Raw genomic sequence first — 26,091 nt, forward strand, 5'->3', positions numbered from 1 at the left:
AATCAGGGGGAACGTATATGAAGAGGATGATTCGGGTTTTGTCGCTGGCCACTGCGTTGTTTTTCGGATTTGCCACGGTCGCCCTTGCCGCTCCGCCCTCCGGAAAGGCAGTGAAAACTCAAGCCGCGAAAGAGAAAACGCACCGTATTCACAAAGTGAAAGGATCAAAACTGTTAAGCAACTTACATGAGCGTCTGTCAAAAGCGAGCAGTTCCGAGAAATTACCCGTCCTCATTTCCTTCCAAAGCCTCAACCAACAAGCCAACTTGACGAAGGCAAAAGCCATGCTTCAACCGTTTACCCCCCAACACGTCTACAAAAACCTCCCGCTGATGTCCGCCAAATTGACCAAACAGCAAATTCAAGCATTGGAAGCATCCCCTGATGTCGTGCAAATCGAATATGATGAACCGGTTTACGCTTTCTCACAAACCGCCAACTACTGGTATGGGACAACGAAATCGAGAACGGACTTCGGCGTTACCGGGGATCGCGACGGCTCCCCTGCCAGCTATTCCAAAAATGATGTCGTCGTTGCCGTCATCGACACCGGAATTGATGCAACGCACGCAGACTTGGATGGCGGTAAAGTGATCGGATGGAAAGATTTTGTGAATAATCGAACCACTCCCTATGATGATCAAGGGCATGGAACTCACGTTGCTTCGATTGCCGCGGGAACCGGTGATGCAAATGCTGCCTACAAGGGAGTCGCACCCGGGGCGGCACTTGTCGGAGTCAAAGTGCTCGACTCACAGGGCAGCGGTTCGATGAGCAATGTGACCGCGGGCATTGACTGGTGTATAACCAATAAAAATGTGTATGGAATCAAAGTGATCAACATGAGCTTGGGGACGACCGGAAGCTCTGACGGAAGCGATGCCACCTCTCAGGCTGCCAACCGCGCTCATGATGCGGGTATTGTCGTGGCCGTGGCAGCAGGCAACAGCGGACCTGCGCAACAAACCATCGGCTCGCCCGGTGCAGCTGCCAAAAGCCTGACCGTAGCAGCGATGGCTGACCCGGGAGAAAAAGGATTTAACATCGCTTCCTTCTCCAGCCGCGGAACCACTGCCGATGGCAGAATCAAACCCGACATCGCAGCTCCCGGATATAACATCACCGCCGCCAAAGCCAACAGTTCCACTCAATATGTCACCTACAGCGGAACCAGTATGGCGACCCCGTTTGTCGCCGGAACGGTCGCCCTGATGCTGGATGCCAACCCATCGCTCACCCCGGATCAAGTCAAGTCCAACCTGTTTACCACTGCCACCGATTTTGGTCCGGCCGGACAGGATGTCGATTATGGCTGGGGGAACTTAAAAGGATATGATGCCGTGAAAGTCTCCGGCAACCTAACCGGTACAGGCCCTGCCTTGCCCAATCATCTGTTTGCCCAGGACACCATTCAGACCGAAGGGTATAAGGATGAATGGACCTTCCAGGTCAACTCCACCTCTGCTCCTGTTTCCATCGCAATGATCATGCCGGATTGGTCCGGATTCTGGTTTTGGACAGACCCCGACTTTGATGTCTATCTTTATGACCCAAGCGGAGCAGAAGTTGCCAAAGCTGAAGGAATCGAACGTCAGGAAACGATCACCATTACTCCCGCCAAAACGGGAACGTACAAACTGCGCGTCAAATCCTATTCCGGAACCGGCAGATACTTCTTTGACCTCAGTTCCAATGCGTCCGGTCTAACCAGGGTGTTGAACGACCAACCTTGAACAGGGGCCCTCTCATACGAGAGGGCTTTTTTGAATTTCGCATGAACTTGCGGTAGCGAGTAAAGCCCGGAGTGACAGGTTGGACAAGCCACACCCGTGGAACTCTCGTGTCCGTCCGATCTCGCCGGGGAACAGATCCATCCTCCTTCCCCTCTCCATTTGTTTTATACTAGATATTGAAAATCACGGCTGTTAAAGGAGCTGCCCACTCGATGACAAATAGGAAAAAAACAGGGAAGGCTTTGATGATTGCTCTGGTTATGGCGCTTCTGTTAACCGGATGTGTCGACGCCTCGATGCACATTACCATCAACATGAACGGTTCGGGTACTTATGAAGTCAAAGTGCTGACCAATGAATGGGTTCTCCCCCAGTTTGACCAGTTAAAGGAGCGCTTGCAGCAAGCAGGATATCAGCTGCAAGAGATTGAACAAGGCGGAAAAAAGGGCTGGATGGCCGTGAAAAACGTTGAAAGCGTTTTGGACGAACCTCCCGGGAAAGAGTTGCAAGACGGGGCCAACACTGCCCTTCAATTCTTTACCAGAGGAACCGCCTCGACATCGGGGACAGATGCCCGCTTCGTTGCCGAAGCGCCTCCTCTTCAAGGGTTGGACAAGCCGTTTCGCGTCGAAAACAGCTTATTTACCACCACATTGCTTTTTGAAACCAATGTTGATTTAACCCGGCTGAATGAGAAAATGGATGGTTGGGGTGACCTCAATCAGTTGATTATGGATCAAATGCGTTTAAACTTGATCCTCACCCTCCCGGTCAAGGTAGATGAACATAACGCCACCGCTGTATCGGACGGGGGCAAAACGCTGACATGGAAAATGAAGCCCGGAGAGAACAATCCGATCCATATGGCCATCCGGATTCCAAACCCCATCACCTGGGGAATCCTGATCATTGCCGGTTTCATTTTATTGATCATCGCGGTCGTGGTGTTGATCCGGCGACGAAGAAAAAGAAAGAAACGGAACGGGAACGACCGGTTCCCGCCAGGCGGACCCCCGACGGACGATGCTCCCGGGCCGGACTCATTCCGCTGGGTATAAAAACGGTAAAAGAAAGCGGTCGGTCTGCGTGACCGGCCGCTTTTTCGTTTCTAAGCTTAACCCGCGCTTTTGGTTTGAGTCACCACGGACTTCCCTTTTTGAATTCGGTCAAAACCGTTGAAGCAAATCGCTGCGACCAGCGTGAGGACGACCATCCCCAGCAGCATGGTTTGCGGGGAAAACGTTTCATAGAGAAAGCTTCCCAACAGCGGGCCCACCATCCGGCCGACCGATTGTCCCGTGGTGGCAATCCCCTGAAAGAAGCCTTCCCTGCCCGCGGGAGCCATGTCAGCAGCAATGGCCGGAACGCCGGGCCAGACCAGCATTTCACCCCAGGTAATGATCACCATCCCCAACACGAATACCCAATAGGCGCTGGAAGACGAAATGAGCAACATGGAGAGGGTGAAGAAAAGACCGCCAATGATGATTTGAGCCTTCAGCGAAAGCGAAAAGGTTCGAATGAACCAGGTGAGAACCGGTTGAAACAGCACGATCACCAAACCGTTGACGGTCCACAACATACTGTACGATGAAAGAGGAATGCCGAGGGAATAGACATACGTCGAAAGCGTCGTCGCCCACTGTGTATAGGTCACCGCTAACAGCATCAAGCCCGCAATCAGCATCCCGAACGACACCCACTCGCGGATGTTTACGCCGGGATGCTCTCTGCCTTCGGTTGTTCCTCGCCTGTTCCCTTCCGCTTGAACCTTTCCTGTTCGTTTCAGGTGGTGATCCTGCACAATTCGCAGAAACAGGATTAAAAAAACCGCATATGTACATGCGTTTCCATAGAAAGCCAAACGGTAGGATTGACTGGCCACAAATCCTCCTACAGAAGCCCCGATCGCCACCCCCAAATTGACGGCGACATAGATCATGTTCATCCCGGCCCGACCGCCCTCGGGCCATAATACCGCAGCAAGGGCACGGGTGCACGGCCAAAACATACCTGTACAGATGCCCAGCAAAAACAAGAGAACCACATACATGTCAAAACGTTGAATCGTTCCCATCAGCAGAAGCAGAACGATCGCAGCAATCATTGCCGTCATTACGGTTTTACGCCCGTTCCACCGGTCAAATAAAAGCCCCCCGATGACGTTTCCGATCAGGCCGCCGGTGTGTTGAAGCATTAAAACGAGGGCAGCCACTTTCAGTGATTTTCCGAAACTGTGCACGATGTACGTGGTGGTAATCGGCCAGAGAAAACTTTCCCCGATCGCGCTGATCACCATGGCCAATGAAAGCAACCACATCACACGTGGATAGGTTTTTAGCAAAGCTTGCATCAAGTTTCACTCGCCTTCAGCCCGAAAGTTTCGTATACCGTAATAAAATCCCAAAAAACCACTCCACAGAAAGTGATCTGTGGAGTGGTTTGCAACAATATTTTACCACAGAACAAGTGATTGGCACAGCGACAAAACGGATGATTTTCAATGATTACTACCTATTTCCATGACGGAAGGTGCAAAACGCAAGACAAATTTCCATCCAGCAGACAGACGACCGTTCGCCTTCGATTTCCATCTTATCCCTTCCCGATCCTTTATGATCGTGATTCGTATGCTCACAGAGCTACAGACAAAAAATAAACCTATCTAACTCAGGAGGAGGAGTATCCATGAATGGTTCAATGATTCAACAAGCGCTTCACGATTACAGGGAAGGGGTTGGACAGCTGGCCAAACAGTTGCCGGAAGTGATTGACGGATATAATCTGTTTACGCAGGCCTGTTTTAAAGAAGGGGCATTGAGCGCCAAAACAAAACACCTGATCGGTTTATCGCTCGGCGTTTATACCAATGACGAGTATTGTATCATTTTCCACACCAAGGAGGCGGTGGATCACGGAGCTACGGATCAGGAAGTTCTTGAAGCGGCGGCAGTCTCCGGTGCGTTTGGCGGCGGACTGGCGATGTCCCAGACCGTCACACTCGTGCAAGATGCTCTGGCCGAATTCAGGGGAAACCATCATTAAGAAGTCTCCGCTCCGGATCATCGCGTGAGATCAACATTGGCTGCACTTTCTGCTCCAAACAGCATTTGCCAAGCCGCCTGAAAAATACACCAAAGAACCCTTCATACGCGAAGGGTTCTTTGGTGTTGCATAATCCTGCTCTTTCAGACAGGCTTGCCTGTAAACTTCGATCCATCCGGATGGGAGTCCGTTTTCTTTCGGTTATTTCATCGGAACTCATGACCATCTTTCACCTGTTAACGCTCTTTTCATTTTCGCCGGCCGTATATGATCCAACAGCCCTGCGACCAAAACAGGCAGCGTCGAAGTGACGATCACCAGAATCCACTCTCTTAAGCCCAAGGAAACCGTATGGAAAACCGTTTGCAACGGCGGGTAGTACACAACCACCAGGAGCAGCAGGGCTGAGGAGATCACAGCCAATACTAACGGAATATTGTCGAATGGCGTTCTCTGAAAAATGGTGCCCGTGGATCTGCAATCAAACACATAGATCAACTGGGCAAACACTAATGTGGCAAAAGCGACGGTTTGCGCCTTGACGAGGTCGTCGGGAAACTCACTGTACGTAACCCAGAAAGCAGTCAATGAACAGAGGCCGATGAGCAACCCCCGCGTGATGATCTTCCAGCCTACCCCGCGTGCAAAGATGCTTTCCCGGCTGTTGCGCGGCGGCCGGTTCATCGTATTTTCCTCTGCAGGATCCACGCCCAAAGCCATGGCCGGCAAACCGTCCGTCACCAGGTTGACCCACAGAATTTGAATCGGAACCAGAGGCAAGGGCAATCCTGCCAACATGGCGAGAAACATGACCAAAATCTCACCCACATTGCTGGCCAGGAGATAACTGATAAACTTTCGGATATTATCGTAAATGCTTCTGCCCTCTTCAATGGCGGAAACAATGGTGGCGAAATTATCATCTGCGAGCACGAGCGAAGATGCTTCTTTGGATACATCCGTTCCGGTAATTCCCATGGCGATTCCGATGTCTGCCGCCTTGATCGCCGGTGCGTCGTTCACTCCGTCTCCCGTCATGGCGACCACATGTCCTTCTTTTTGCAGGGCCTTGACAATCCGCAGTTTATGCTCCGGCGAGACACGGGCATATACGTCGATCTGATTCACTTTTTTCTGAAACTCTTCATCGCTCATCTTGTAAAGTTCTTGACCACTGACCGTTAAACCTCCTGCCCGCTTGATTCCCAGCTCTCTGGCGATCGCCTCCGCTGTGGCCTGATGATCTCCGGTAATCATCACGGTTTTGATTTGAGCCTGCTGACAGATGCGGATCGCCGCTTTGACCTCATCGCGCGGTGGATCGATCATTCCCGCCAGCCCGACAAATGTCAGCTGACGTTCCACTGACAGATCCTGATGAGCATCCGCCTTGCCACTCAATTCCCGATAGGCAAAGGCGAGGTTCCTGAGTGCCATTCCTGCCAACTCGTCATTCATCTTCAACACTTCTCTGCGGAGAGCATCGGTAAGCGGAGTCGCCTTCCCTTTGTAAACGATATAGGTACACTTCGCGAGCAAAAGATCGGGTGCCCCTTTGGTGTAAAGCACTTGTTTGCCGTCTCTTTTCTCCACTAATACAGACATCATTTTCCGTTCGGAGTCAAAAGGGTATTCCTTGACCCTTTTCCACTCACGGGTCAATGATTCGGGTTGAAAACCTGCTTTGGCCGCTGCTACCAACAAGGCTCCTTCGGTGGGATCTCCGTCAATTTTCCACACGGTTTCCTTCTTCGTCAGCAGCTTGCCCTTTTCTTTCTCACAAATTAAAGCCGCATTGTTGCAAAGAACGGAAATTTCCAAAAGCCTGCGGAGCGGCTCATTTCCGGTAGGATTCATCTCTCTTCCTTGATGGGTAAACGATCCTTCGGGAGCATAGCCGCTGCCCGATACTTCAATCAGCTTCCCGTCCGCCCAGAGGCGGGTCACGGTCATCTTATTCTGCGTCAATGTTCCCGTTTTGTCCGAACAAATCACAGTGGCGCAACCCAGGGTTTCCACAGAAGGCAGTTTGCGTACGATCGCTTTTTGTTTGATCATCCGCTGGACTCCCAGGGCAAGTGCGATGGTGACAATGGCCGGAAGCCCTTCGGGAATCGCCGCTACCGCCAGGCTGACTCCGGCGAGAAACATCTTGTATGCATCATGACCGTGTAAAATTCCCGTCACTACCACAACAGCGGTCAAAAACAAGGCCACGACTATCAACACTTTGCCCAGCTGCTCCAAACGTCGCTGCAACGGCGTTTCCATCGTTTCCGTGCTTTCGAGCAAATGGGCGATCCTGCCCATTTCCGTATCCATCCCTGTATGTACGACCACGCCGATTCCGCTTCCTCGGACAACCATCGTGCCCATATACCCCATATTTTTGCGGTCGCCCAAGGGAACATCGGCACGCGACAGGCGGACTGAACTTTTGTCGACGGGAACCGATTCCCCGGTTAAAGCAGATTCTTCCACATATAAACTTTCCGTTTGCAAAAAACGCAAATCCGCCGGAATCCGGTCCCCGCTCTCCACATGGACAATGTCGCCGGGAACCAACTTGGCGGCCTCTACTCTTACCCATGTTCCGCCACGGAGAACCCGGGCGGTCGGAGCAGACAACTTTTTTAACGCAGCGAGTGATTTTTCCGCCCGCATCTCTTGCACAAATCCCAGGACGGCATTCAGCAATACAATGGCAATAATCGCAATGGCATCCGTATATTCCCCTAACAGGCCCGAGATTAACGTCGCCGCAAGCAGCACAAGCACCATAAAATCTTTAAACTGATCCACGAACAGTCCGATCAGGGAAGTTTTCTTCCCTTCGGAAAGCTGGTTATGTCCAGCTTGTTCAAATCTTGTTTGCGCTTCCTCTTCACTTAATCCAACAGAGGGGTTCACCCGGAAATGAGCGGCGACCTGATCCGCGTCCCAATCCACCCAACGAGCTGAATCTGCCAAGTTTCTTTCCTCCCTTTGTCCCATCTGTCTCTTTTACCATCGTATTCAGACAGGCTCTCAAACATGACCTTTGGAAACAGGCAGAACGTAAATGTTGACGCGGACAAGCTTTTCTGGTGTAAGATGGTTAAGTGAAGACGAATCACCACCCGGTGCATCAGTTGCTCAGAAGCATATTTTCATAAAAAGGATGAACAACCATGTCATTTGATGGAATCGTCACCCGTGCCGTCGTTCATGAGCTCGCCCGAACGCTCACCGGCGGCCGAATTACAAAAATCTATCAGCCGGGCGATGCGGATTTGCTGCTTCACATCCGGTCGCAAGGAAAAAACCATAAATTGCTCTTATCCGCTCATCCCGCCTACCCCCGGGTCCAGCTCACGGAGGCCCCGGCCGACAATCCCGCCGAACCTCCCATGTTTTGCATGCTGTTGCGCAAGCACGGGGAAGGGGGAATTGTGGAATCCATTGAACAAGTGGGGCTGGAAAGGATCATTCACCTCAATTTCCGCACCAGAGACGAGCTGGGCGATGAAGTGGTCCGCAGGCTGGTGATCGAGATCATGGGCCGCCACAGCAATATCATCTTGATGGACCCGCAATCCGGCATCATCTTTGACGGGATCCGACGGGTAACCCATGCCGTCAGTCAATACAGACAAATTTTACCGGGAGTTGTTTATCTCGCACCGCCTGAACAAAACAAGCTAAACCCGCTGGAAGTGGATCAAAACACATTTATCGCCGGCTTTGACTACAACCGGGGACGTCTGGACAAACAGATCGTCCACCGCTTTACCGGCATCGGACCACTGGTTGCCAAAGAGATCGTCCACCGGGCCGGGCCGGGCAGCCGGGAACAACTCTGGCAGGCTTTCGATGAGCTGATGAGCCAAGTCCGCGCTCACCACTACGAACCGGCCATCATTCAGACTGATGAAAAGAGCGTTTTCTCCGCATGGCCTCTTTCGCATATTCGGGGAGAAGTTCGGACGTTTGCGTCCATGAGCACTTGTCTGGATACATTTTTCCGGGGGAAAGCCGAGCGGGACCGTGTCCGGCAACAAACACACGATCTCATCCGCAAGCTGAAAAATGAGATCGAGAAAAACGAGAAAAAAATAGAAGTGTTGCAAAAAGAAATGGCTGAAGCAGAGCGGGCCGAAGAATACCGCACCTGGGGGGAACTCCTGACCGCCCATCTGCATCAGATCCGCCGGGGAGACCAAGAAGTGAAAGTGATCAACTATTATGACCCGGAGACGCCCGAAATCACCATCCCGCTGGACCCCAGCCTAAGCCCGTCTGAGAACGCCCAGCGCTTTTTCAAAAAATACAATAAATGGAAGTCGGCCAAAAAGTGGAACGCCGAACAGATTGAAAAAGCCAGGGAAGAGAATCTGTATCTGGAATCCGTATTAGTCCAATTGGAAAACTCCACACTCCGCGAAGTGGAGCAGATTCGGGACGAATTGGAAGAAGAGGGTTGGCTGAAACCCCGGCAGAAAAAACAACGGCGCAAAAAAGCAGACGCCCCGGCTCCAACGACCGTCTACTCCTCCGACGGAACACCGATTCTGATCGGCAAGAACAATAAACAAAACGATTACCTGACCCACCAGCTGGCCGCACCGACTGACACCTGGTTGCACACTAAGGATATTCCCGGTTCCCATGTGGTCATCCGCTCCAAAAAAGTGAGTGATACCACACTCAAAGAAGCTGCCATGCTTTCCGCTTATTTCAGCAAAGCTCGTGAATCGAGCCAGGTTCCGGTCGACTTCACACTGGTGAAGCACGTGAAAAAACCATCGGGGGCCCGGCCGGGTTTTGTCATCTATGAACATCAGAAAACGCTTTTTATCACCCCCGAGGAAGAAAAAATCAGAGAGCTGCTCAACAGAAAGAAACCGGAGTAACACTTCTAGGACCTTTTAACGGCAGTTGGAAGCGGAGAGACGGATGAGACAAGTTCAGTTATGAAGAACCCGGCCGGACGGAGGAACATCAGCAGTTGGTTCTCGTACATGTTGAACAACCCGCTTGGTGATCCAGTGGTTTATTCCGGCGCGGCCGCTATTTGATAAGAGAATATGAAAAATAAATCCCGAACCCCCCGGTCGAAATAAAAGCGGATCTATTTCGTATACCAATAACTGTATAAAATCGAACGATTCAGCCATGATAATAAATAATCGATCGGGGGTTCCTCCATGAAATTGGCAGCACATGAAGTACATGATTTGCATGAGTTAGTGATGAGCTGTTTGAACACGATCACCCATATGGCCTATATGCTGCAACACGTACAAGATCCGGAATTTAAAAGTATTTTAGAAAGGCATTTTCCGTTACATGTACGTGACTACAACATGAAAGTGGAGTTTCTTAATGCATCACAAGGTGCAAAAAAAGAGTTGCCCATTTTTAAGATCAATGGCCAACTTGGTGACTATACCACATCACCAGTCGGGACGTATCCGTCCGTACAGCCTCGCACGATGGTAGCTGATTTGAATGATCGTGAAATGGCAACCGCGTACCTATTGACTCTTAAACTCGCCGGCCGCGAATATGCCTGGACCGCGATGGAGACTGCAAACCCGGAACTGCGCTCTTTTCATGAAACAGCATTCTTGATGAGTTGTTCGCACGCATATGATATGTGGCAGTACATGGTTCAGAGAGGCTATTATCCACTGGAGCCGGCAGATCAAACGATGATCAGCAAAATCGGGTCCATCTACCAGGTAATACCCGAAGATCAACCGCAAATTCAGCAATATTTAGCTCCATATCAAAATCCAACCCAAGGAAACAGCAACCAACTATATCAATAAAACGCTCGATGAGAGGCTCGGGCCCGACAGCCGGGCCTTATTGTCCATTCAAAAGATTCTTATAATACTGTCATTTCGGCAATATTTTCCTCTTTAGCAACCCGCACACATACCCTCACCATAAAATATCGGCCAGAACCGTTTATAGGATCCAGCTCAATGAAAGAATTAATCCATTTTCACGTTACAAGAATGTTCGTCAGTCCCGGAACTGTTCATCATCCAAAAATTGTCTTTTTATTCCTTTTTTTATAAAACATAGAGGAATCGGGCCGGGACATGGAGTAAGAAATAAAAAAAGTCCGTTCGGGGAGGAATCACCATGCCTACTAAAACTCAAAAAACGCTTGGATTTGTCGTTGTTGAAGGAAAAAAAGTCAAAGTTGAGAGAGTAGAGCGTGAGTGTCCGAAAACAGGGTGGGTAAAAACCTCTCTCATCCCCAGAAAAAAAGGAAACTACGGCAGATATTTTCCGCTTGAATCGTTGGCCCTCAACGATACACCTGAAAAAATCCGTGACTTATTCGCCGGAAAAACCGTTTATTTTAGATAATCCAAAGAGGATTTGCAGGAAGAAAATCCCCGGTTAACGATCCCTGAAATTTTTTCAGTGAAACAATCACAGCCCGGTACGATTCCGGGCTGTGGTTCATGCTATTGGATTATGATCCCGCCTTCACAGAGGAACGGCTGCCCGGTTTTACCACAGGCAACCCTTGTTTGCACAAGGGACAGTCTTCGGGCGCATAACTTTCAATGTGAATCGCCGTCAGAGCGCGATACGGGTACTGAAACGGAGTGTTCCCCCCGCTCCGGTCGACAATCGAACCGATGCCCACGATTTCCGCACCCATTCCTTCCAGTAAGGTGACGACTTCTTGAACGGAACCTCCGGTCGTCACCACATCTTCAATGGCCAATACCCGCTCACCCGGCTGAATGGTGAAGCCTCGGCGCAGCTCCATTTTCCCGTCTTTACGTTCCGTAAACAGGCAGCGTACTCCCAAGGCCCTGGCGACCTCATGAGCGATGATCACACCGCCCAGTGCCGGTCCGACAACCACATCGACTTGTTCATCACGAAACAGGTCAGCCAAAGCTTTTCCCGTTTGTTCCGCGTCGTTCGGATACTGGAGAAGTTGTGCACACTGCATATACCGGGCACTGTGACGTCCGGATGAAAGCAGGAAATGGCCTTCTTTTAATACGCCTGTCCGCCGGATCGCCTCTTCTAACGTCCATGTTTCGCTCATCTTCATCCCTCCTTCGCCTGCTCCATTTCTGCAATGATCGTGTCAAATGCCGCTTTCGGATCGGCAGCCCGTGTGATCGGTCGGCCGACAACCAGATAGTCGGCACCGGAAGCCAGGGCGTCCGCCGGGGTAACCACCCGTTTTTGATCCTGAACATCGGTGCCGGCGGGGCGAATGCCGGGAGTGACGGCCAGAAATGACGGGGATGTCGCCCGCTTAATGTTCGCCACTTCCTGCCCGGAGCAGATGACTCCATCAGCACCGGATCGCTCCGCCAATTGCGCATAACGGATGACGCATTCCTCCAGCGATCCGGGAATACCCAGCTCCTGATTCAGCATTTGTTGGTCTGTGCTGGTCAGTTGCGTAACAGCAAGGAGTTTCATTCTCCGCGGACCGCCTGCCGCTTCAGCCGCTTCCCTGGCGGCCTCCATCATCGCCCGGCCGCCGCCTGCGTGAATGGTCAGCATATCGACCCCCAACCGGCTGAGCGACTCGATTCCTTTGGCAACGGTGTTGGGAATATCGTGCAGTTTTAAGTCGAGAAAGACGGAATACCCTTCTTCTTTGCGTTTGGCCACCCAATCAGGGCCAACGGCATAAAAGAGCTGGTAACCTACTTTGATAAATGGTTTTCGCTGTCCGTCCCAGTGTGCAAGAAACGATTCAGCAGCTACCGCCCCCGGAAAATCGAGGGCGATAATGACACGGCTGTATACATCCGGATCCTTGGTTGACATAGCAGTTCCCCCTGACCGACGAATCTCAGACTGAAACCGGTTTGGCTGGCTGATCGTGTCGGGGAACAGCCGGTTTGTTAATCGGTTCCGCATTCAGATGAATCGATTCCAGCGTGGTCAGGAGCGCGTCAACCGTATCCAGGGAAGTTAAGCAGGCGATACCGTGTTCCACTGCTTCACGGCGGATGCGGAACCCGTCTCTTTCAGGGGTCTTGCCGCGGGTCCAGGTGTTGACCACCAAATCGGCCTGACCTTTGCGAATCAGATCCAGGATATGCGGGGACCCTTCTTTCAGCTTATTGATGCGTTCCACGGACAAACCTGCTTCTTCCAGCATGTCGGCCGTACCGCTGGTCGCTACAATCCGGTAGCCCAAGCGGTAAAAACGTTGCATCAGCGGAACCGCTTCTTCCTTCTCTTTATCGCCGATGGTGGCAACCACCGTTCCGAAACGCGGCAAAGAAATACCGGCAGCCAGCAAGCCTTTGTATACGGCGCGCGTATAATCCAGGTCGCGCCCCATGACTTCCCCGGTCGATTTCATCTCAGGCCCCAGGGTGATATCGACCCGGCGCAGTTTTTCAAAGGAGAAGACCGGCACCTTGACGGCCACTTCCAATGTTTCCGGCCACAAGCCGGCTTGGTAGCCTTGATCTTTCAGAGATTGGCCCAACATGATGTTGGTGGCTACCTGCGCCATCGGAATGCCCGTCACTTTGCTCAGGAAAGGAACCGTACGGGAAGCCCGGGGATTGACTTCGAGTACATACACTTCGCCTTTATGAAGCACAAACTGAATGTTAATGAGCCCCTTGGTGTTCAGCGCTTTGGCAATTTTCGTCGTTATCTCGATCAGACGCTCTTTTTGTTCAGGCGTGATCGATTGCGGCGGGTACACGGCGATCGAGTCTCCGGAGTGTACGCCGGCACGTTCAATGTGCTCCATAATACCCGGAATCAATACGTCTTGCCCGTCACAGACGGCGTCCACCTCCAGCTCTTTACCTTGGAGATAGCGGTCGATCAGAACGGGATGTTCCGGATTCACTTTTACGGCCGCTTCCATGTAAGAGCGCAGTTCTTTTTCACTGTACACAATTTCCATCGCCCGGCCGCCAAGGACATACGATGGGCGAACCAGCACCGGATACCCCAGGCGTTCCGCCGTTTCCACAGCCTCTTCCACGGAGGTGACGGCAGCACCCGGAGGTTGGGCGATCTGGGTCTCGGAGAGCAGCCGTTCAAATTTCTTTCTGTCTTCCGCCCAGTCGATCGCTTCCAGTGAAGTCCCCATGATCGGAATGCCTTCATCCCGCAGATCACGGGCCAGGTTTAATGCAGTTTGACCGCCAAATTGCACGATCACGCCGACCGGATTCTCTTTTTCGATGATGTTCAGCACATCTTCTTTATAGAGAGGTTCAAAGTACAAACGATCCGATGTGTTGAAGTCGGTCGAAACAGTTTCCGGGTTGTTATTGATGATGACTGCTTCCAAACCTGCTTGACGGAGCGCCCAGATGGAGTGAACGGTGGCGTAGTCAAACTCAACCCCCTGGCCGATGCGGATCGGGCCGGAACCGAGTACGATCACGGTTTTCTTATCCGTTTTTACGACCTCGTCTTCCTGTTCATAGGTGGAGTAATAGTAAGGCGTCTCGGCAGCAAATTCAGCGGCACAGGTGTCGACGATCTTGTAAACCGGTTGGATGCCGTACTCCCGGCGGAGCGCTCGTATCTCCTTTTCGGACAGCCCGCACAGACGGCCGATGGTCCTGTCGGTGAAGCCCATCCGTTTCGCACGAAGGAGCAACGCTTCATTCAGTTCGTCGGCTTGTTGCAGCTCCTCCTCCAACTTGACGATGCGCTCCAGTTTATAGAGGAAGAAACGGTCGATTTGCGTCAGCTGATGCGCTTCTTCCAGTGAGTGCCCGCGGCGGAACCATTCGCCCAGCAAAAACAGCCGTTCATCATCCGGCCGGGCCAGTCGCTCCGCGAGCTCATCGTAGGTGAGCCGGGCCGCATCCGGCAGATGGAGATGGTCCAATCCGATCTCCAGAGAGCGGACAGCTTTTAAGAGCGATTCTTCCAGCGTGCGGCCGATGGCCATCACTTCTCCGGTTGCTTTCATCTGAGTGCCCAGTCTGCGGTTGGCAGAGACGAATTTGTCAAACGGCCAGCGCGGGATTTTGCTCACCACGTAGTCAATCGCCGGCTCAAAACAAGCATAGGTCTGACCGGTGACCGGGTTTTTCAGCTCATCCAGCGTGTAGCCGATGGCAATTTTGGCGGCGATGCGGGCAATCGGATATCCGGTCGCTTTGGATGCCAGCGCACTGGAGCGGCTTACCCGCGGATTCACTTCAATGACGTAATAATCGAAGCTGTGCGGATTGAGCGCAAACTGAACGTTGCATCCGCCGCGAATGTCCAGGGCGCGGATGATTTTGAGAGCGGACGAACGCAACATGTGGTACTCGCGGTCTGACAAGGTCTGGCTGGGTGCGAAGACAATGCTGTCACCGGTATGCACGCCAACCGGGTCAAAGTTTTCCATGTTACATACGACGATGCAGTTATCGGCCGCATCTCTCATCACTTCGTATTCAATCTCTTTGTATCCGGCAATGCTCTGCTCAATCAGGCATTGCGAGATCGGGCTGTATCGGAGCCCGGAATCGACAATCTCTCTCAGCTCTTCTTCGTCGTTGGCAATCCCGCCCCCTGTACCGCCAAGGGTGTATGCCGGGCGGACGATCACCGGATATCCGTTTTCATTCGCAAAATCAACCGCTTCTTCCACGGTGTTTACAATGGTGCTTTTGGGAACCGGTTCACCGATCTCTTTCATCAGGCTGCGGAATTGATCCCGGTCCTCCGCACATGTAATCGCGCGCAGATCCGTTCCCAAGAGACGGACCCCTTCTCTTTCCAGCACGCCTTGTCTGGCCAGCTCAGTTGCGAGATTGAGGCCGGTTTGTCCCCCGAGGGTAGGCAGAAGCCCGTCAGGACGCTCTTTGCGGATCACCTGGGTGACGAATTCAGGGGTGAGCGGTTCAATGTAAACGCGATCCGCCATGTTGGTGTCAGTCATAATGGTGGCCGGGTTGCTGTTGATCAGTACGACTTCCACCCCTTCTTCTTTCAGCGCCTGGCATGCCTGGGTGCCTGCATAGTCGAATTCAGCAGCTTGCCCGATCACGATCGGACCGGAACCGATCACGAGAATTTTTTTGAGCGCAGGATCTTTAGGCATGGACTTCCTCCCCTTTCTGAGCAAACGACTCCATCAGTTCGTGAAAACGGTCAAACAGGAATCCCGAATCGAGCGGCCCCGGAGCCGATTCCGGATGGTATTGCACCGAGAATGCAGGAAATTTTTTATGCTCCAAACCTTCTACCGTTCCGTCGTTGAGATTGATATGGCTGATCACCAGATCGGTTCCTTTCACCGAATCGGGATTTACGGCATAACCGTGGTTTTGCGAGGTCATCACCGTGCGGCCGGTCGCCAGCTCTTTGACCGGGTGGTTTCCGCCGCGGTGTCCGAACTTGAGTTTTTCCGTGTCCGCACCGCAAGCGAGGGCTAACAGTTGATGGCCGAGACAGATTCCGAACACCGGCACTTTGCCCAGCAGCTTTTTAATTGTTTCAATCGCTTCCGGTACGTCTTTGGGGTCCCCGGGTCCGTTGGAGAGCATGACCCCGTCGGGACGGAAACGCAGAATTTCCTCAGCTGTGGTGTTGTAGGGTACAGAAATCACTTCGCAATTCCGTTCCACCAGTTCCCGCACAATGTTGTGTTTTGCTCCAAAATCCATCAGCACCACGCGCTTCCCATAACTCGGGGAGATATGAATGCTCTTCGTGCTGACCCGGGCCACCTGGTCGCGCATCAGGGGGGTTTGGAGACGCTCGGTCAACTCCTCCGCGGATTCATCTCCGGTGGTGATGATCCCCTTCATCGTCCCGTGCATGCGGAGCTTGCGGGTCAACATGCGGGTATCGATCCCGGAAATGCCGATGATCCCGTATTCCTTCAGGAAATAGGCGAGCGAATATTCGTTGCGCCAGTTGCTGGCATACTCGGCATGTTCGCGCACGATGAGCCCGTGCGCATACGGGCGCAGGGATTCGTTGTCATCCCGGGACAAGCCGTAGTTTCCGATCAACGGGTAGGTCATGGTGATGATTTGACCGCAATAGGAGGGGTCTGTCAAAATCTCCTGGTATCCGGTCATGCTGGTGTTAAAAACAACTTCTCCGATCGATATCCCTTCCGCTCCGAAAGAGGTGCCCGTGAACAGGGTTCCGTCCTCCAGCAACAATCTAGCTTTCATGTTTCTTCCTCCTTTTCCGTTCAACAGCTTCCGGCTTCATTCACCGAAAGTCAAAGCGGTGTCTGCCTGATTCCAGGTGATCTTTCCATTCATGATGGTGAGAACGGGCCATCCTTTTACTCTCCAACCAGCAAAAGGAGTGTTGCGGCCTTTCGACAAGAAAGTATCGGGATCAATGGTGCGCTCTTCTTCGAGATCGATCACCGTCAGATCGGCCGGTTTGCCTTCGGCCAGCACTCCATACGGAAGGCCAAAGATTTCAGCCGGTTTACGGGTCATTTTGTCGACCAGCTCCGCCAGCGTAAGAACACCTCTCAGCACCAAATGCGTGTAAAGAAGCGGGAAAGCCGTCTCCAATCCCACGATTCCAAACGGGGCCCGTTCCATACCGGCCGCTTTCTCTTCCAGGGTGTGCGGAGCATGGTCGGTGGCGATGATGTCAATGGTCCCGTCTTTTAAACCTTCGATCAGCGCCTCCCGATCTCTGCTCGACCGAAGCGGCGGATTCATTTTCCACATCGCATTGGGCTCGGGAATATCCTCATCGCATAAGAGCAGGTGATGCGGGGTGACTTCGGCGGTCACTTTTTGCCCCCGCGCTTTGGCTTCCCGGACTAAGCGAACGGACTGTGCGGCACTGATGTGACAGACGTGGTAGTGAACCCCGATGTCTTCCGCAAGCAAGATATCTCTCCCCACATGAACCGCTTCCGCTTCGTTCGGGATTCCTTTCAGTCTGAAGCGGGCGGCAAACTGGCCGTCATGAACGCATCCGCCCTTAGCGAGGGAATCATCTTCACAGTGAGCAACGACGGGCAAACCGAGTGAATGGGCCTTTCGCATCGCCTCTTTCATCATCTTGCTGCTTTGCACGCCCACTCCGTCATCGGTGACGCCGATAATGCCCGCTTCCTTCATGGCTGCCATGTCTGTCAGCTCTTGTCCCGCCTCCCGGACGGTGATCGCTCCATACGGCAGTACCCGGGCATAACCGGCTTGTTCCGCTTTGGCGATGACCTCCTTCACCAACTCTGCCGAATCGATGACCGGACGGGTATTGGGCATGCATGCCACCGTTGTAAAGCCGCCCCTTGCCGCGGCCCGGGTTCCCGTTTCAATCGTTTCTTTCTGTTCAAATCCGGGTTCGCGCAGATGTACATGCATATCGATCAATCCGGCGGAAATAAATTTACCCGACAGGTCGATCACTTCGGTTTCCGGATCGGCGGCATTCAAGTCCGTTCCGATTTTCGCGATCGTTTGCCCTTCGATCAAAATATCTTTGTGAACCAATTCCCCGGTCGTCGGATCTAAAACCCGGCCGTTTTGCAGCAGCAATTTCATCTTCGTCCCCCTCCTAATGCCCGCTCAAGAACAGCCATGCGAATGAAGACACCGTTCGCTTTTTGCTCAAATATTTTTGAGCGGGGATGTTCCACCACTTCGGCAACCACTTCCACTCCCCGGTTGAATGGTCCGGGGTGCATGAGAATCGCGTTTGGTTTCATCATTTGCAATCGGTCTCCGGTTAACCCGTAGTTTTTGCAGTATTCCTCGGCAGAGGAAAACAATTTTTCATCATGGCGTTCCAGCTGTACCCGCAGCATCATCACCACATCGGCCTGCCGGATCGCTTCCTCAAAGGAGTAGTAAGGGGCGATTTTTTCCAATTCGAAATCGCGCATGGAATCCGGACCGGACAGGATCACGCGAATCCCGAACTTGCCGAGTGTCCACAAATTGGACCTGACCACCCGGCTGTGCCTGATATCCCCAACCATCGCCACGGTTAAACCGGTCATGTCACCGAAATGTTTTTTCATCGTGTAGAGATCCAACAACGCCTGGGTGGGGTGGGCAGTTTTTCCGGCCCCGGCATTGATAATGGTACAACCGGTGTCCCTGGTTAACAGTTCCCGGATCGCTTTCTCCTCCCGATGGCGGATCACCGCAACCTCCACACCCAAAGAGGCCAGGGTTTTGACCGTGTCGTAGATGGATTCGCCTTTCGCTGTACTGGATACTTCCTCGCTGAAGTTCAGCACTTCCAGCCCCAGTTTTTTCTCTGCCACTTCAAACGAGAAACGGGTACGGGTGCTGGGTTCAAAGAACAGGTTGGCGACAAATCGGCCCTGATAGGGGCCAAGCCCCGGTCTCCAGTTTTGTTCCCAATAAGCCGCCCTTTCCAAGATCTCTTCCAGCTCCCACTTGCTCAATTGATCGGTATCAAACAAGTGGGAAGAACCGGCCAATTGCGGAGTAGCCATGATAACCCCTCCTGTATATTCGTTGCAAAAACCGCCGCTATCCGGATTCCAATCACTCGGTTTGTTCATGCGTGTGAAAGCAGCCTTCAAACAAGAGAACCCTTGACTTATGCTGCGTCAGCCCCGGCCGCTGTTTCTTCTTGATTTCTTTTTGGCAGTACCAGGTTTAAAATCACTCCGACGATCGTTGCAAGTGCCATCCCTTCAAGTTCCAGATGAATTCCCGTCAGTTTGAGCACCGCTCCGCCGATTCCGATGACCAGTACCACTGCGGCGATCACCAGATTGCGCCGGTCGCTGAAGTCGATGCGGTGTTCGATCAACATTCGCAAACCTGCGGAAGCGATAATTCCGAACAGCAGGATCGAGACTCCACCCATCACGGGCGTCGGGATCGTTTGAATCAACGCGGACAACTTGCCGATAAAGGAGAAGCCGATCGCCAAAACCGCCGCTCCCCCTACCACCCACACACTAAAAATGCGGGTAATGGCCATTACACCGATGTTTTCACCATATGTGGTTGACGGCGGACCCCCGATGAGTGCAGCAATGGAGGTGGCAATTCCGTCCCCGAGGAGTGAACGGTGTAATCCCGGATCTTTAGCCAGATCACGCCCCATAATATTGCCTGTTACCACCAGATGGCCGATATGTTCAGCCAGCACCACCAGCGTGACCGGGAGCATGACCAGAGCAGCGCTCCATGAGACCACGGGTGTGGTGAAATGAGGCAGATCCAGCCATTTGGCTTCATAAACCGGAGTTAAATCCACCATCCCTGCAAAATAAGCGACGATATAACCACCAATGATTCCTGTGAGGATCGGGATGATGTTTAAAAATCCGCGGAATAACAGGCTGGAGGAGATGGCGATGGCTAAGGTAGCCAGCGCGACCCCGAAGTTTTCCAGGGAATAGACATGTAAGGTCACTGTTCCGCTTTCCGGATTCACACTCTTGATGGTACCTTCAAGGCTTTGCCATTCGGCAGCACTTTTCGGGATCGGATGAACCGCATCTTTCATGCTGGCCATATCGATGGCGGTTCCTGCCAGGGCCAGTCCGATCACGATCACAATCGAACCGATCACCACCGGAGGCAGAAGATGATCCAGCCATTTAACCCCAAACCGGTAGACAACGAGTGCCACTGCCCCGTACGCGAACCCGACCAGAAGGCAGCCAAACAAGGCTTCTCCGAGATTTTTTCCTCCCTGGGACACGGTGATGATGGGAACGATGAAAGCAAAGGAGGAACCCAGATATGCGGGAATTTTACCGCGGGTCACGATCAAGTAAGCGAGGGTGCCGATCCCGCTCGACAGCAATGCGACGGAGGGGCTCAGCCCGGTGAGGATGGGAACGAGAATCGTCGCCCCAAACATGGCAAACATATGTTGAAAGCTGAGGAGAATCCACTGTAGCCATTTGGGTTTTTCATGGACATCCATACGAATGAGCTTGTTCAACGCAATCACTCCTTTATTTTTATTTTTTGTCAGAGATACAAAAAAATCTCTTTGCCCGTACGGCAAAGAGACACGGCAAAAAATCCTTTGCGTGCGCATCTACCCTTTGCCGGCCTCACGGGACCGTCTTAAAAGGGGTTATTTTTTTGTGATGATAGAGACTTCGTCACCCTCGGGATCCACTTCCGACAGGGTAACGGAAACAACCTCTTTTTTGGACGTGGGAACATTTTTCCCGACATAGTCCGGACGAATCGGCAGCTCCCGATGCCCCCGATCAATGAGAACGGCCAATTGGATCATCTGCGGCCGCCCGAGGTCGATGAGGGCATCCATCGCCGCCCGTACCGTCCGTCCCGTATACAGCACATCATCCACCAGGATCACTTTTTTCCCTTTAATATCGGGAACCTGAGTTTCCTTTACTTCCGGTTGCGGATGCTTTTCCGTCAGATCATCCCGGTACAGTGTGATATCCAGTTCACCGATGGGAACGGTACGGCCCTCAATTTGCCGGATCCGTTCACCGAGCCGCCTGGCCAGATAGACGCCTCTGGTTTTAATTCCCACCAATAAACAATCCTCTACACCTTTATTACGCTCCAAGATTTCATGCGCGATTCGAGTCAGCGCCCTGCGGATGGCTGCTTCGTCCAGGATGGTTTTACCGACTCCCATTCATACCCCTCCATTGATTTTCGTGACTGGAGAATAAAAAAGCTTCTTGCCCGAGCTGGACAAGAAGCACCATGAGGGTTGAAGGAATACTTCACCCGTATTTATATGGATCCGTGCCCTTGCCAGCCTCTCTGGACTGGATTTAAAGGTTCATATACAACTAGAGTTATTATGACTCACTTCCATCCGGATGTCAAACAAAATTTTTATTGTCTGGCCCGCAGAAAATGAAGCAATCGTTCCATATCCTCCGGAAGTTCCGCTTCGATGCGGATGCGTTCACCCGTCCTCGGGTGTGTAAAACCGATCACCTGGGCATGGAGCGCCTGTCCTTCAATGGGATAGGCGTTTTTCTTCGGACCATAGACGGGATCACCCACAAGCGGGAAGCCGATATACTTCATATGAACGCGTATTTGGTGCGTCCGGCCGGTTTCCAGCCTGCACTCGACCAGCGTTGTACCGGAGAAACGCTCCCTCACGGTAAAGTGGGTCACCGCATGCTTGCTGTTTTTATGAATCACGGCCATTCGCTGGCGATGCGCAGGGTCTCTGCCGATGGGCGCGTCAATCGTTCCGTTTTCATGCGGAATCACCCCGTGAACGACCGCCACATAAACCCGCTCCACTGAGTGTTCTTTCAACTGGGCCACTAAAGATTGATGGGCACGGTCATTTTTTGCCACCATGAGCAAGCCCGAAGTATCTTTGTCAATGCGGTGGACGATTCCGGGACGGGCTACCCCGCCAATGCCGGATAAATCCTCTTTGCAGTGGGCGAGCAGAGCGTTTACCAGCGTGCCGGAATAGTTTCCGGGTCCCGGATGTACCACCATCCCCCGGGGCTTGTTCACCACCAGTACGTCCTCATCTTCGTACCGGATATCGAGGGGAATGGGTTCCGCTTCCACCTGCAGCTCTTCGGCCGGCGGAACCAGAACCTCGATCATTTCTCCTTCCTTGAGCCGATAATTTCCCTTTTTCGCCCGGCCGTTCACCAGAACCAAACCGCTCTTGATCCACTCCTGTACACGCACCCTGGACCAGTCTTCATTCCGGGAAGAGACCGCTTTGTCCAGGCGTTCACCCGACAGCCCTCCGCTCACTTCCCATTCGTATCGCTCAAACAGATCCAATTGATCTTCCATCACGAGTCCCCCGCTTCAGACAGCTTTTCATTCGACTCCGCTGAGGGGCTGAGCAATGTGATCAGAACCAGGATGCATACACCAACGACAATGGCCGAATCCGCGACATTAAAAATCGGGAAATGGTAATCACCAAATCGAAAATCCAAAAAGTCAACCACTTCTCCTGTTTGAATGCGGTCAATCAGGTTGCCGATCGCCCCGCCGAGAATGAGGGCAAACGAAAATGACATCCATGGCCGTTCATTTTTCAATTGCCACAAGTAATACAGGATAATAGCGATCACAAAAATGGTCACTGTAATAAAGAGCCATTGTTGATGTTTCAATATGCCGAAGGCGGCTCCGGGATTGCGATGGGAAGTGATGTGGAAAAATCCGTCGATCACCGGAATGGATTCATACAGAGACATGTTTTTCACAATCAACCATTTTGTCGATTGATCCAGTATCAGGATAAATACAGCTGCCAAAAAATATCTCAAGCCTCTTCCTCCCTGTCTCCCGCAGTGAACATGCCAACTTTCATCCATCTGATTTTAGCACAGCCTCCCATTTCCAACAAGCGATGAGCCCGTTATCCGGTAAAGTCCGTATCGGTTTCTTCCAGTGACTCTTCCTGGTCTTTTTGGCGGTAAGCCTGATTATGGGTAATCTCCGTAATTTCATCGCTATGCCCCTCCTGATCGGTGATGGAGAAGCCCTCGACCAGATCGATATAACCCCGCTGTTCATTGTGATCGATCGTCAACTCGTTATAGCTTCTTGCTTCGGCGAAATAATCGGGCGGATTGGAGGTTCCGTATTGCTCCACTTCCTGCCAGGCATCCTCTGCGTCATAAGCGTTATAATCCCGGTTATCGAGAAAATACAGCCCGTAGCTGGTCACGCTCTCCTCCACCGGCCGGCGAATCGACGAATGTTGATCCGGCTGATGTTCCACGCAATATTCAGCTGTCGGCACTGCTTCCAACCGTTCGAACGGAATCTCCTTCCCGCAGACGCGGCAGATTCCGTACTCACCGCTTTCCATCCGTTTCAGAGCAGCCTCGATGTCCTGTAAATGGCGTTCATCGGCGTCGTTTAAAGCAAGGTCTTTTCCCCGTTCATACATTTCCGTGCCGAGATCGGCCGGATGGTTATCGTAGCCGGAGAGTTCCCCTACCGAAGCACTCATCGCGTTTTCCAAACCGTAATGATCATTTTGGCGCAATCGATGGATGAGTTGCCTTTTTTCTTCCTGCAGCTGCCCGTAAAGCTGGTTGCGCTGTTGTTCATTCATTTGTCGTTCCTCCATCCGTTGGTTCCTCCATGAAATTGAAGCCGAGGATGATCAAGAAATGATGATCATTTTTATAAGATCATTTTGTTTTTAGACTGTCCTGTTCCATCAATTTCATGTGACAAACCTGTGGGAGAAATGGTAATATATACATTCAATAAGAAAACCCGCAGAATGCCTGATTTTTTTCCGCCCACATCTTGTCAGAATAAAATTAAATTTTTAGGAATACTTTTCATATCACTTTCGTGCTGTTATGCTTTTGGGTAGTAAAGCAAGGAGTTGGATTCAATGGATCAACAATTAGAACGCGGATTATTGCCCCGCCATGTGCGGATGATGGCCATCGGCGGAGCCATTGGAGCGGGGATCTTTAAGGGCAGTGCAGATACGATATCGCTCGCTGGCCCGGGTGTGATTTTCGCCTACTTGTTTGCGGGACTTTTATTGTTCATTGTTATGAGCGGATTGGCGGAAATGGCCGGCGTGTATCCCCGGGCTGATCTGCGCGATCTCATCAAAAAGGCTTTCGGTTTCCGTATTTCCTTTGTCACCGGCTGGTTGTACTGGATTAACTGGGTCGTGGTGATGGCCGTGGAAATCGTGGCCGCCGGAAGTTTATTGCAATACTGGTTTCCCCAGTTGCCTGTGTGGCTCTTAAGCCTGTTCGTTGCGGGAGTGCTTCTGATCTTAAACCTGGCCAGCGTCCGTCTGTTCGGGGAGTTTGAATTTTGGCTGTCCGGAATCAAAGTGACCACACTCATTCTCTTTATCGTGCTTGGCTTCTCTCTCTTGTTTGGTGTTGTTTCCGATGACGCCCCTTATTTTGAACATTACACTTCCCACGGAGGCTTTTTCCCGCTGGGACTGGCAGGAGTCTTCTCTTCACTGCTCATCGTGATCTTTTCCTATGGCGGAACGGAAATGATCGGCCTGACAATTAGAGAAACCAAAGACGCCCAGCATGTGATGCCCAAGATCGTTAGGGGAGTCATCGTCCGGGTCTGTCTGTTTTATGTATTGCCACTCCTCGTGATCTGTGGACTGATGCCATGGAATGAGATCGGCGCACACGGCAGTCCTTTTGTGCAGGTTTTATCCGGAATCGGGCTGAAGGGAGCCGCACACATCATGAATTTTGTCATGCTCACTGCACTCGTGTCGGCTGCCAACTCGGGAATGTACGCAACATCGAGAATGCTTTACTCGATGGCTGAAGCTGGAGAAGCTCCCTCCTTGTTCAGTCGGCTTTCCGGAAACGGAGTTCCCTTTTTCAGTCTGCTGATGAGTTCGGTATTTTTATTCTTGGGAGCACTGGTGGCCTATCTCACTCCGGAACATGTATTTCAATATCTCATGGGAATCCCCGGATTTACCGTATTGATGATGTGGATCACCATCTGTTTGGCCCAATTAAAATTGCGGAAAAAATACCCGGTAAGCCCGGTTTACCAAAGCCCTTATTATCCTTATGCAACGATTTTTACCACAGTATCGTTGGTGGTCATCCTGTTCGCCATGCTGTTTGATGCAAAAAATCTCATCAGCTCTTCGGTTGCTGTCGGTGTCGTCGTCGTTCTCTTCCTCCTCTCCTGGTTGCAACCGAAAAAAGACGAAGAAAACGCCAAAGCCGATGCGGCTTAACAACCAAAACTCCGTTATGAGCAGTGCACGAAGCGAAAAAACGTGTGCTGCTTTTTTTATGTTTTGACCTCAAAGCAAAAGCATCTTCGCATTATGAAACTTGCTGACCAATTACGAAACTCAATTTTTCTATTGCAGAAAAGAGCGCCAAGTAGTGTTCCTTCGGCGAATTGTGTAAGACAATAAAACCGTTTTACTCAATGGTGATGGGTGTATCAGGAAAGTCTTCCTTCAAGATCGGACTTAATAATTCAGCAAGTTTTTAGGGAAAATCATCTCTTTTGTTTCCCTCAGTTCATCTAAACTCCACCAATGATGTGCGATGTACGCTTGTTTCTCTTCAGCGGTAAAGTGAGTAAGATCGATTTCTGTTCCCTTCATGCGTGCAACGAAATAATGTTCAATAAAGCGTGCAGGCTCCCCATTCATCAAGAGATCAACTTCTCTGATCCATACTACAGGTCCCCAGTCCACTTCTGTTATTCCTGTCTCTTCCCTTGACCACTCCCCATGCCTAAAGGCAGGGGATTCTTGGGTAATCTCCCCCAACCGGGAGAAATAGACCAAGCTCAAACCGTGGTCCCCACGGCGATGAATCTTAAACCTTCTTGCAGAATGTTTTTGGCGGCATTGATGTCCCGATCGTGATGAACACCACATCCCGGGCATGTCCAAT

General features: G+C 51.8%; 22 protein-coding genes. 7 read left to right on the top strand and 15 right to left on the bottom strand.

Annotation, left to right across the window (positions count from 1 at the left end; genetic code table 11):
- The first annotated feature begins 17 nt into the window (after positions 1-17).
- Together BMW55_RS08815 and BMW55_RS08820 are read left to right on the top strand one after the other, a co-directional pair.
- The gene (locus tag BMW55_RS08815) at positions 18-1,733 is read left to right on the top strand and encodes a S8 family serine peptidase (RefSeq protein WP_089967464.1); all 1,716 of its coding nucleotides are present in this window, start codon (positions 18-20) and stop codon (positions 1,731-1,733) included.
- 212 nt (positions 1,734-1,945) lie between these two features.
- A complete protein-coding gene (locus tag BMW55_RS08820) occupies positions 1,946-2,791 on the top strand; it encodes a DUF3153 domain-containing protein (protein WP_089967467.1) in 846 nt (281 codons plus the stop codon).
- A 56-nt stretch (positions 2,792-2,847) separates the two neighbouring features.
- On the opposite strand, the gene BMW55_RS08825 is transcribed toward BMW55_RS08820, so the two are convergent.
- The gene (locus BMW55_RS08825; RefSeq protein ID WP_089967469.1) at positions 2,848-4,086 is read right to left on the bottom strand and encodes an MDR family MFS transporter; all 1,239 of its coding nucleotides are present in this window, start codon (positions 4,084-4,086) and stop codon (positions 2,848-2,850) included.
- Positions 4,087-4,421: 335 nt separating this feature from the next.
- On the opposite strand from BMW55_RS08825, the gene BMW55_RS08830 reads away from it, so the two are divergent.
- Positions 4,422-4,778, top strand: a complete 357-nt coding sequence (locus tag BMW55_RS08830) for a carboxymuconolactone decarboxylase family protein (RefSeq protein WP_089967472.1) — start codon at positions 4,422-4,424, stop codon at positions 4,776-4,778.
- Between the two features lie 216 nt (positions 4,779-4,994).
- Here BMW55_RS08830 and BMW55_RS08840 read toward each other — a convergent pair whose 3' ends face one another.
- Positions 4,995-7,748 (bottom strand): calcium-translocating P-type ATPase, SERCA-type, encoded by a 2,754-nt coding sequence (locus BMW55_RS08840; protein ID WP_425283830.1) that lies wholly within the window; start codon positions 7,746-7,748, stop codon positions 4,995-4,997.
- Between the two features lie 200 nt (positions 7,749-7,948).
- Here BMW55_RS08840 and BMW55_RS08845 point away from each other — a divergent pair, with 200 nt between their 5' ends.
- From BMW55_RS08845 to BMW55_RS08855, 3 genes are all read left to right on the top strand, one after another.
- On the top strand, positions 7,949-9,670 hold the full coding sequence (locus tag BMW55_RS08845) for an Rqc2 family fibronectin-binding protein (RefSeq protein WP_089967483.1): 1,722 nt from the start codon (positions 7,949-7,951) through the stop codon (positions 9,668-9,670).
- 294 nt (positions 9,671-9,964) lie between these two features.
- Positions 9,965-10,591 (top strand): spore coat protein, encoded by a 627-nt coding sequence (locus BMW55_RS08850; protein WP_089967486.1) that lies wholly within the window; start codon positions 9,965-9,967, stop codon positions 10,589-10,591.
- Between the two features lie 322 nt (positions 10,592-10,913).
- Positions 10,914-11,144, top strand: coding sequence for a hypothetical protein (locus BMW55_RS08855; RefSeq protein ID WP_089967488.1), 231 nt, complete (start codon positions 10,914-10,916; stop codon positions 11,142-11,144).
- Positions 11,145-11,253: 109 nt separating this feature from the next.
- Here the strand turns inward: BMW55_RS08855 and pyrE are convergent, their stop codons facing one another.
- The 11 genes from pyrE to BMW55_RS08910 all read right to left on the bottom strand — a co-directional run bounded on the left by pyrE (position 11,254) and on the right by BMW55_RS08910 (position 23,786).
- Positions 11,254-11,844, bottom strand: coding sequence for an orotate phosphoribosyltransferase (gene pyrE, locus BMW55_RS08860; protein WP_244527502.1), 591 nt, complete (start codon positions 11,842-11,844; stop codon positions 11,254-11,256).
- 2 nt (positions 11,845-11,846) lie between these two features.
- Positions 11,847-12,584: an orotidine-5'-phosphate decarboxylase gene (gene pyrF / locus BMW55_RS08865; protein WP_089967494.1), complete on the bottom strand. Its 738-nt coding sequence runs from the start codon at positions 12,582-12,584 to the stop codon at positions 11,847-11,849.
- Between the two features lie 25 nt (positions 12,585-12,609).
- On the bottom strand, positions 12,610-15,840 hold the full coding sequence (gene carB / locus BMW55_RS08870) for a carbamoyl-phosphate synthase large subunit (RefSeq protein WP_089967497.1): 3,231 nt from the start codon (positions 15,838-15,840) through the stop codon (positions 12,610-12,612).
- Positions 15,833-16,924: a carbamoyl phosphate synthase small subunit gene (locus tag BMW55_RS08875; protein WP_089967500.1), complete on the bottom strand. Its 1,092-nt coding sequence runs from the start codon at positions 16,922-16,924 to the stop codon at positions 15,833-15,835. Before BMW55_RS08875 ends, carB begins: the two co-directional genes overlap by 8 nt.
- Before the next feature lie 36 nt (positions 16,925-16,960).
- A complete protein-coding gene (locus tag BMW55_RS08880) occupies positions 16,961-18,268 on the bottom strand; it encodes a dihydroorotase (RefSeq protein ID WP_089967503.1) in 1,308 nt (435 codons plus the stop codon).
- Positions 18,265-19,194 carry an aspartate carbamoyltransferase catalytic subunit gene (locus BMW55_RS08885; protein WP_425283832.1) on the bottom strand — a complete coding sequence of 310 codons (930 nt, stop codon included), beginning with the start codon at positions 19,192-19,194 and terminating at the stop codon, positions 18,265-18,267. Before BMW55_RS08885 ends, BMW55_RS08880 begins: the two co-directional genes overlap by 4 nt.
- A 104-nt stretch (positions 19,195-19,298) precedes the next feature.
- Complete coding sequence (gene uraA / locus BMW55_RS08890) at positions 19,299-20,645, bottom strand: uracil permease (RefSeq protein ID WP_089967618.1); 1,347 nt, start codon at positions 20,643-20,645, stop codon at positions 19,299-19,301.
- 156 nt (positions 20,646-20,801) lie between these two features.
- Positions 20,802-21,341, bottom strand: a complete 540-nt coding sequence (gene pyrR, locus BMW55_RS08895; protein ID WP_089967508.1) for a bifunctional pyr operon transcriptional regulator/uracil phosphoribosyltransferase PyrR — start codon at positions 21,339-21,341, stop codon at positions 20,802-20,804.
- Positions 21,342-21,547: 206 nt separating this feature from the next.
- Positions 21,548-22,489 (bottom strand): RluA family pseudouridine synthase, encoded by a 942-nt coding sequence (locus tag BMW55_RS08900; protein ID WP_089967510.1) that lies wholly within the window; start codon positions 22,487-22,489, stop codon positions 21,548-21,550.
- Positions 22,489-22,974, bottom strand: coding sequence for a signal peptidase II (gene lspA, locus BMW55_RS08905; protein ID WP_170839831.1), 486 nt, complete (start codon positions 22,972-22,974; stop codon positions 22,489-22,491). The genes BMW55_RS08900 and lspA overlap by 1 nt, the downstream gene beginning before the upstream one ends.
- A 92-nt stretch (positions 22,975-23,066) precedes the next feature.
- Complete coding sequence (locus BMW55_RS08910) at positions 23,067-23,786, bottom strand: TraR/DksA C4-type zinc finger protein (protein WP_089967519.1); 720 nt, start codon at positions 23,784-23,786, stop codon at positions 23,067-23,069.
- Between the two features lie 276 nt (positions 23,787-24,062).
- Here BMW55_RS08910 and BMW55_RS08915 point away from each other — a divergent pair, with 276 nt between their 5' ends.
- Complete coding sequence (locus BMW55_RS08915; RefSeq protein ID WP_342027747.1) at positions 24,063-25,415, top strand: amino acid permease; 1,353 nt, start codon at positions 24,063-24,065, stop codon at positions 25,413-25,415.
- Positions 25,416-25,658: 243 nt separating this feature from the next.
- Here BMW55_RS08915 and BMW55_RS08920 read toward each other — a convergent pair whose 3' ends face one another.
- On the bottom strand, positions 25,659-25,988 hold the full coding sequence (locus tag BMW55_RS08920) for an NUDIX hydrolase (protein ID WP_089967525.1): 330 nt from the start codon (positions 25,986-25,988) through the stop codon (positions 25,659-25,661).
- Positions 25,985-26,091 (bottom strand): zinc ribbon domain-containing protein (locus tag BMW55_RS08925; RefSeq protein WP_139179474.1); only part of this gene is annotated, 107 nt, incomplete at its 5' end. The genes BMW55_RS08925 and BMW55_RS08920, both read right to left, overlap by 4 nt.

This window comes from Lihuaxuella thermophila, assembly GCF_900110165.1.
GTDB lineage: Bacteria > Bacillota > Bacilli > Thermoactinomycetales > Thermoactinomycetaceae > Lihuaxuella > Lihuaxuella thermophila.

Excerpts from the sequence above, each read along its gene's own strand:
- BMW55_RS08845 (WP_089967483.1), top strand. The coding sequence starts at position 7,949 with ATGTCATTTGATGGAATCGTCACCCGTGCCGTCGTTCATGAGCTCGCC.
- pyrE (WP_244527502.1), bottom strand. The coding sequence starts at position 11,844 with ATGAGCGAAACATGGACGTTAGAAGAGGCGATCCGGCGGACAGGCGTA.
- BMW55_RS08820 (WP_089967467.1), top strand. The coding sequence starts at position 1,946 with ATGACAAATAGGAAAAAAACAGGGAAGGCTTTGATGATTGCTCTGGTT.
- BMW55_RS08915 (WP_342027747.1), top strand. The coding sequence starts at position 24,063 with ATGGATCAACAATTAGAACGCGGATTATTGCCCCGCCATGTGCGGATG.
- BMW55_RS08880 (WP_089967503.1), bottom strand. The coding sequence starts at position 18,268 with ATGAAATTGCTGCTGCAAAACGGCCGGGTTTTAGATCCGACGACCGGG.
- BMW55_RS08900 (WP_089967510.1), bottom strand. The coding sequence starts at position 22,489 with ATGGAAGATCAATTGGATCTGTTTGAGCGATACGAATGGGAAGTGAGC.
- BMW55_RS08825 (WP_089967469.1), bottom strand. The coding sequence starts at position 4,086 with ATGCAAGCTTTGCTAAAAACCTATCCACGTGTGATGTGGTTGCTTTCA.
- pyrR (WP_089967508.1), bottom strand. The coding sequence starts at position 21,341 with ATGGGAGTCGGTAAAACCATCCTGGACGAAGCAGCCATCCGCAGGGCG.
- BMW55_RS08855 (WP_089967488.1), top strand. The coding sequence starts at position 10,914 with ATGCCTACTAAAACTCAAAAAACGCTTGGATTTGTCGTTGTTGAAGGA.
- BMW55_RS08850 (WP_089967486.1), top strand. The coding sequence starts at position 9,965 with ATGAAATTGGCAGCACATGAAGTACATGATTTGCATGAGTTAGTGATG.
- BMW55_RS08815 (WP_089967464.1), top strand. The coding sequence starts at position 18 with ATGAAGAGGATGATTCGGGTTTTGTCGCTGGCCACTGCGTTGTTTTTC.
- carB (WP_089967497.1), bottom strand. The coding sequence starts at position 15,840 with ATGCCTAAAGATCCTGCGCTCAAAAAAATTCTCGTGATCGGTTCCGGT.
- BMW55_RS08830 (WP_089967472.1), top strand. The coding sequence starts at position 4,422 with ATGAATGGTTCAATGATTCAACAAGCGCTTCACGATTACAGGGAAGGG.
- BMW55_RS08910 (WP_089967519.1), bottom strand. The coding sequence starts at position 23,786 with ATGGAGGAACGACAAATGAATGAACAACAGCGCAACCAGCTTTACGGG.
- pyrF (WP_089967494.1), bottom strand. The coding sequence starts at position 12,584 with ATGTCAACCAAGGATCCGGATGTATACAGCCGTGTCATTATCGCCCTC.
- uraA (WP_089967618.1), bottom strand. The coding sequence starts at position 20,645 with ATGGATGTCCATGAAAAACCCAAATGGCTACAGTGGATTCTCCTCAGC.
- BMW55_RS08875 (WP_089967500.1), bottom strand. The coding sequence starts at position 16,924 with ATGAAAGCTAGATTGTTGCTGGAGGACGGAACCCTGTTCACGGGCACC.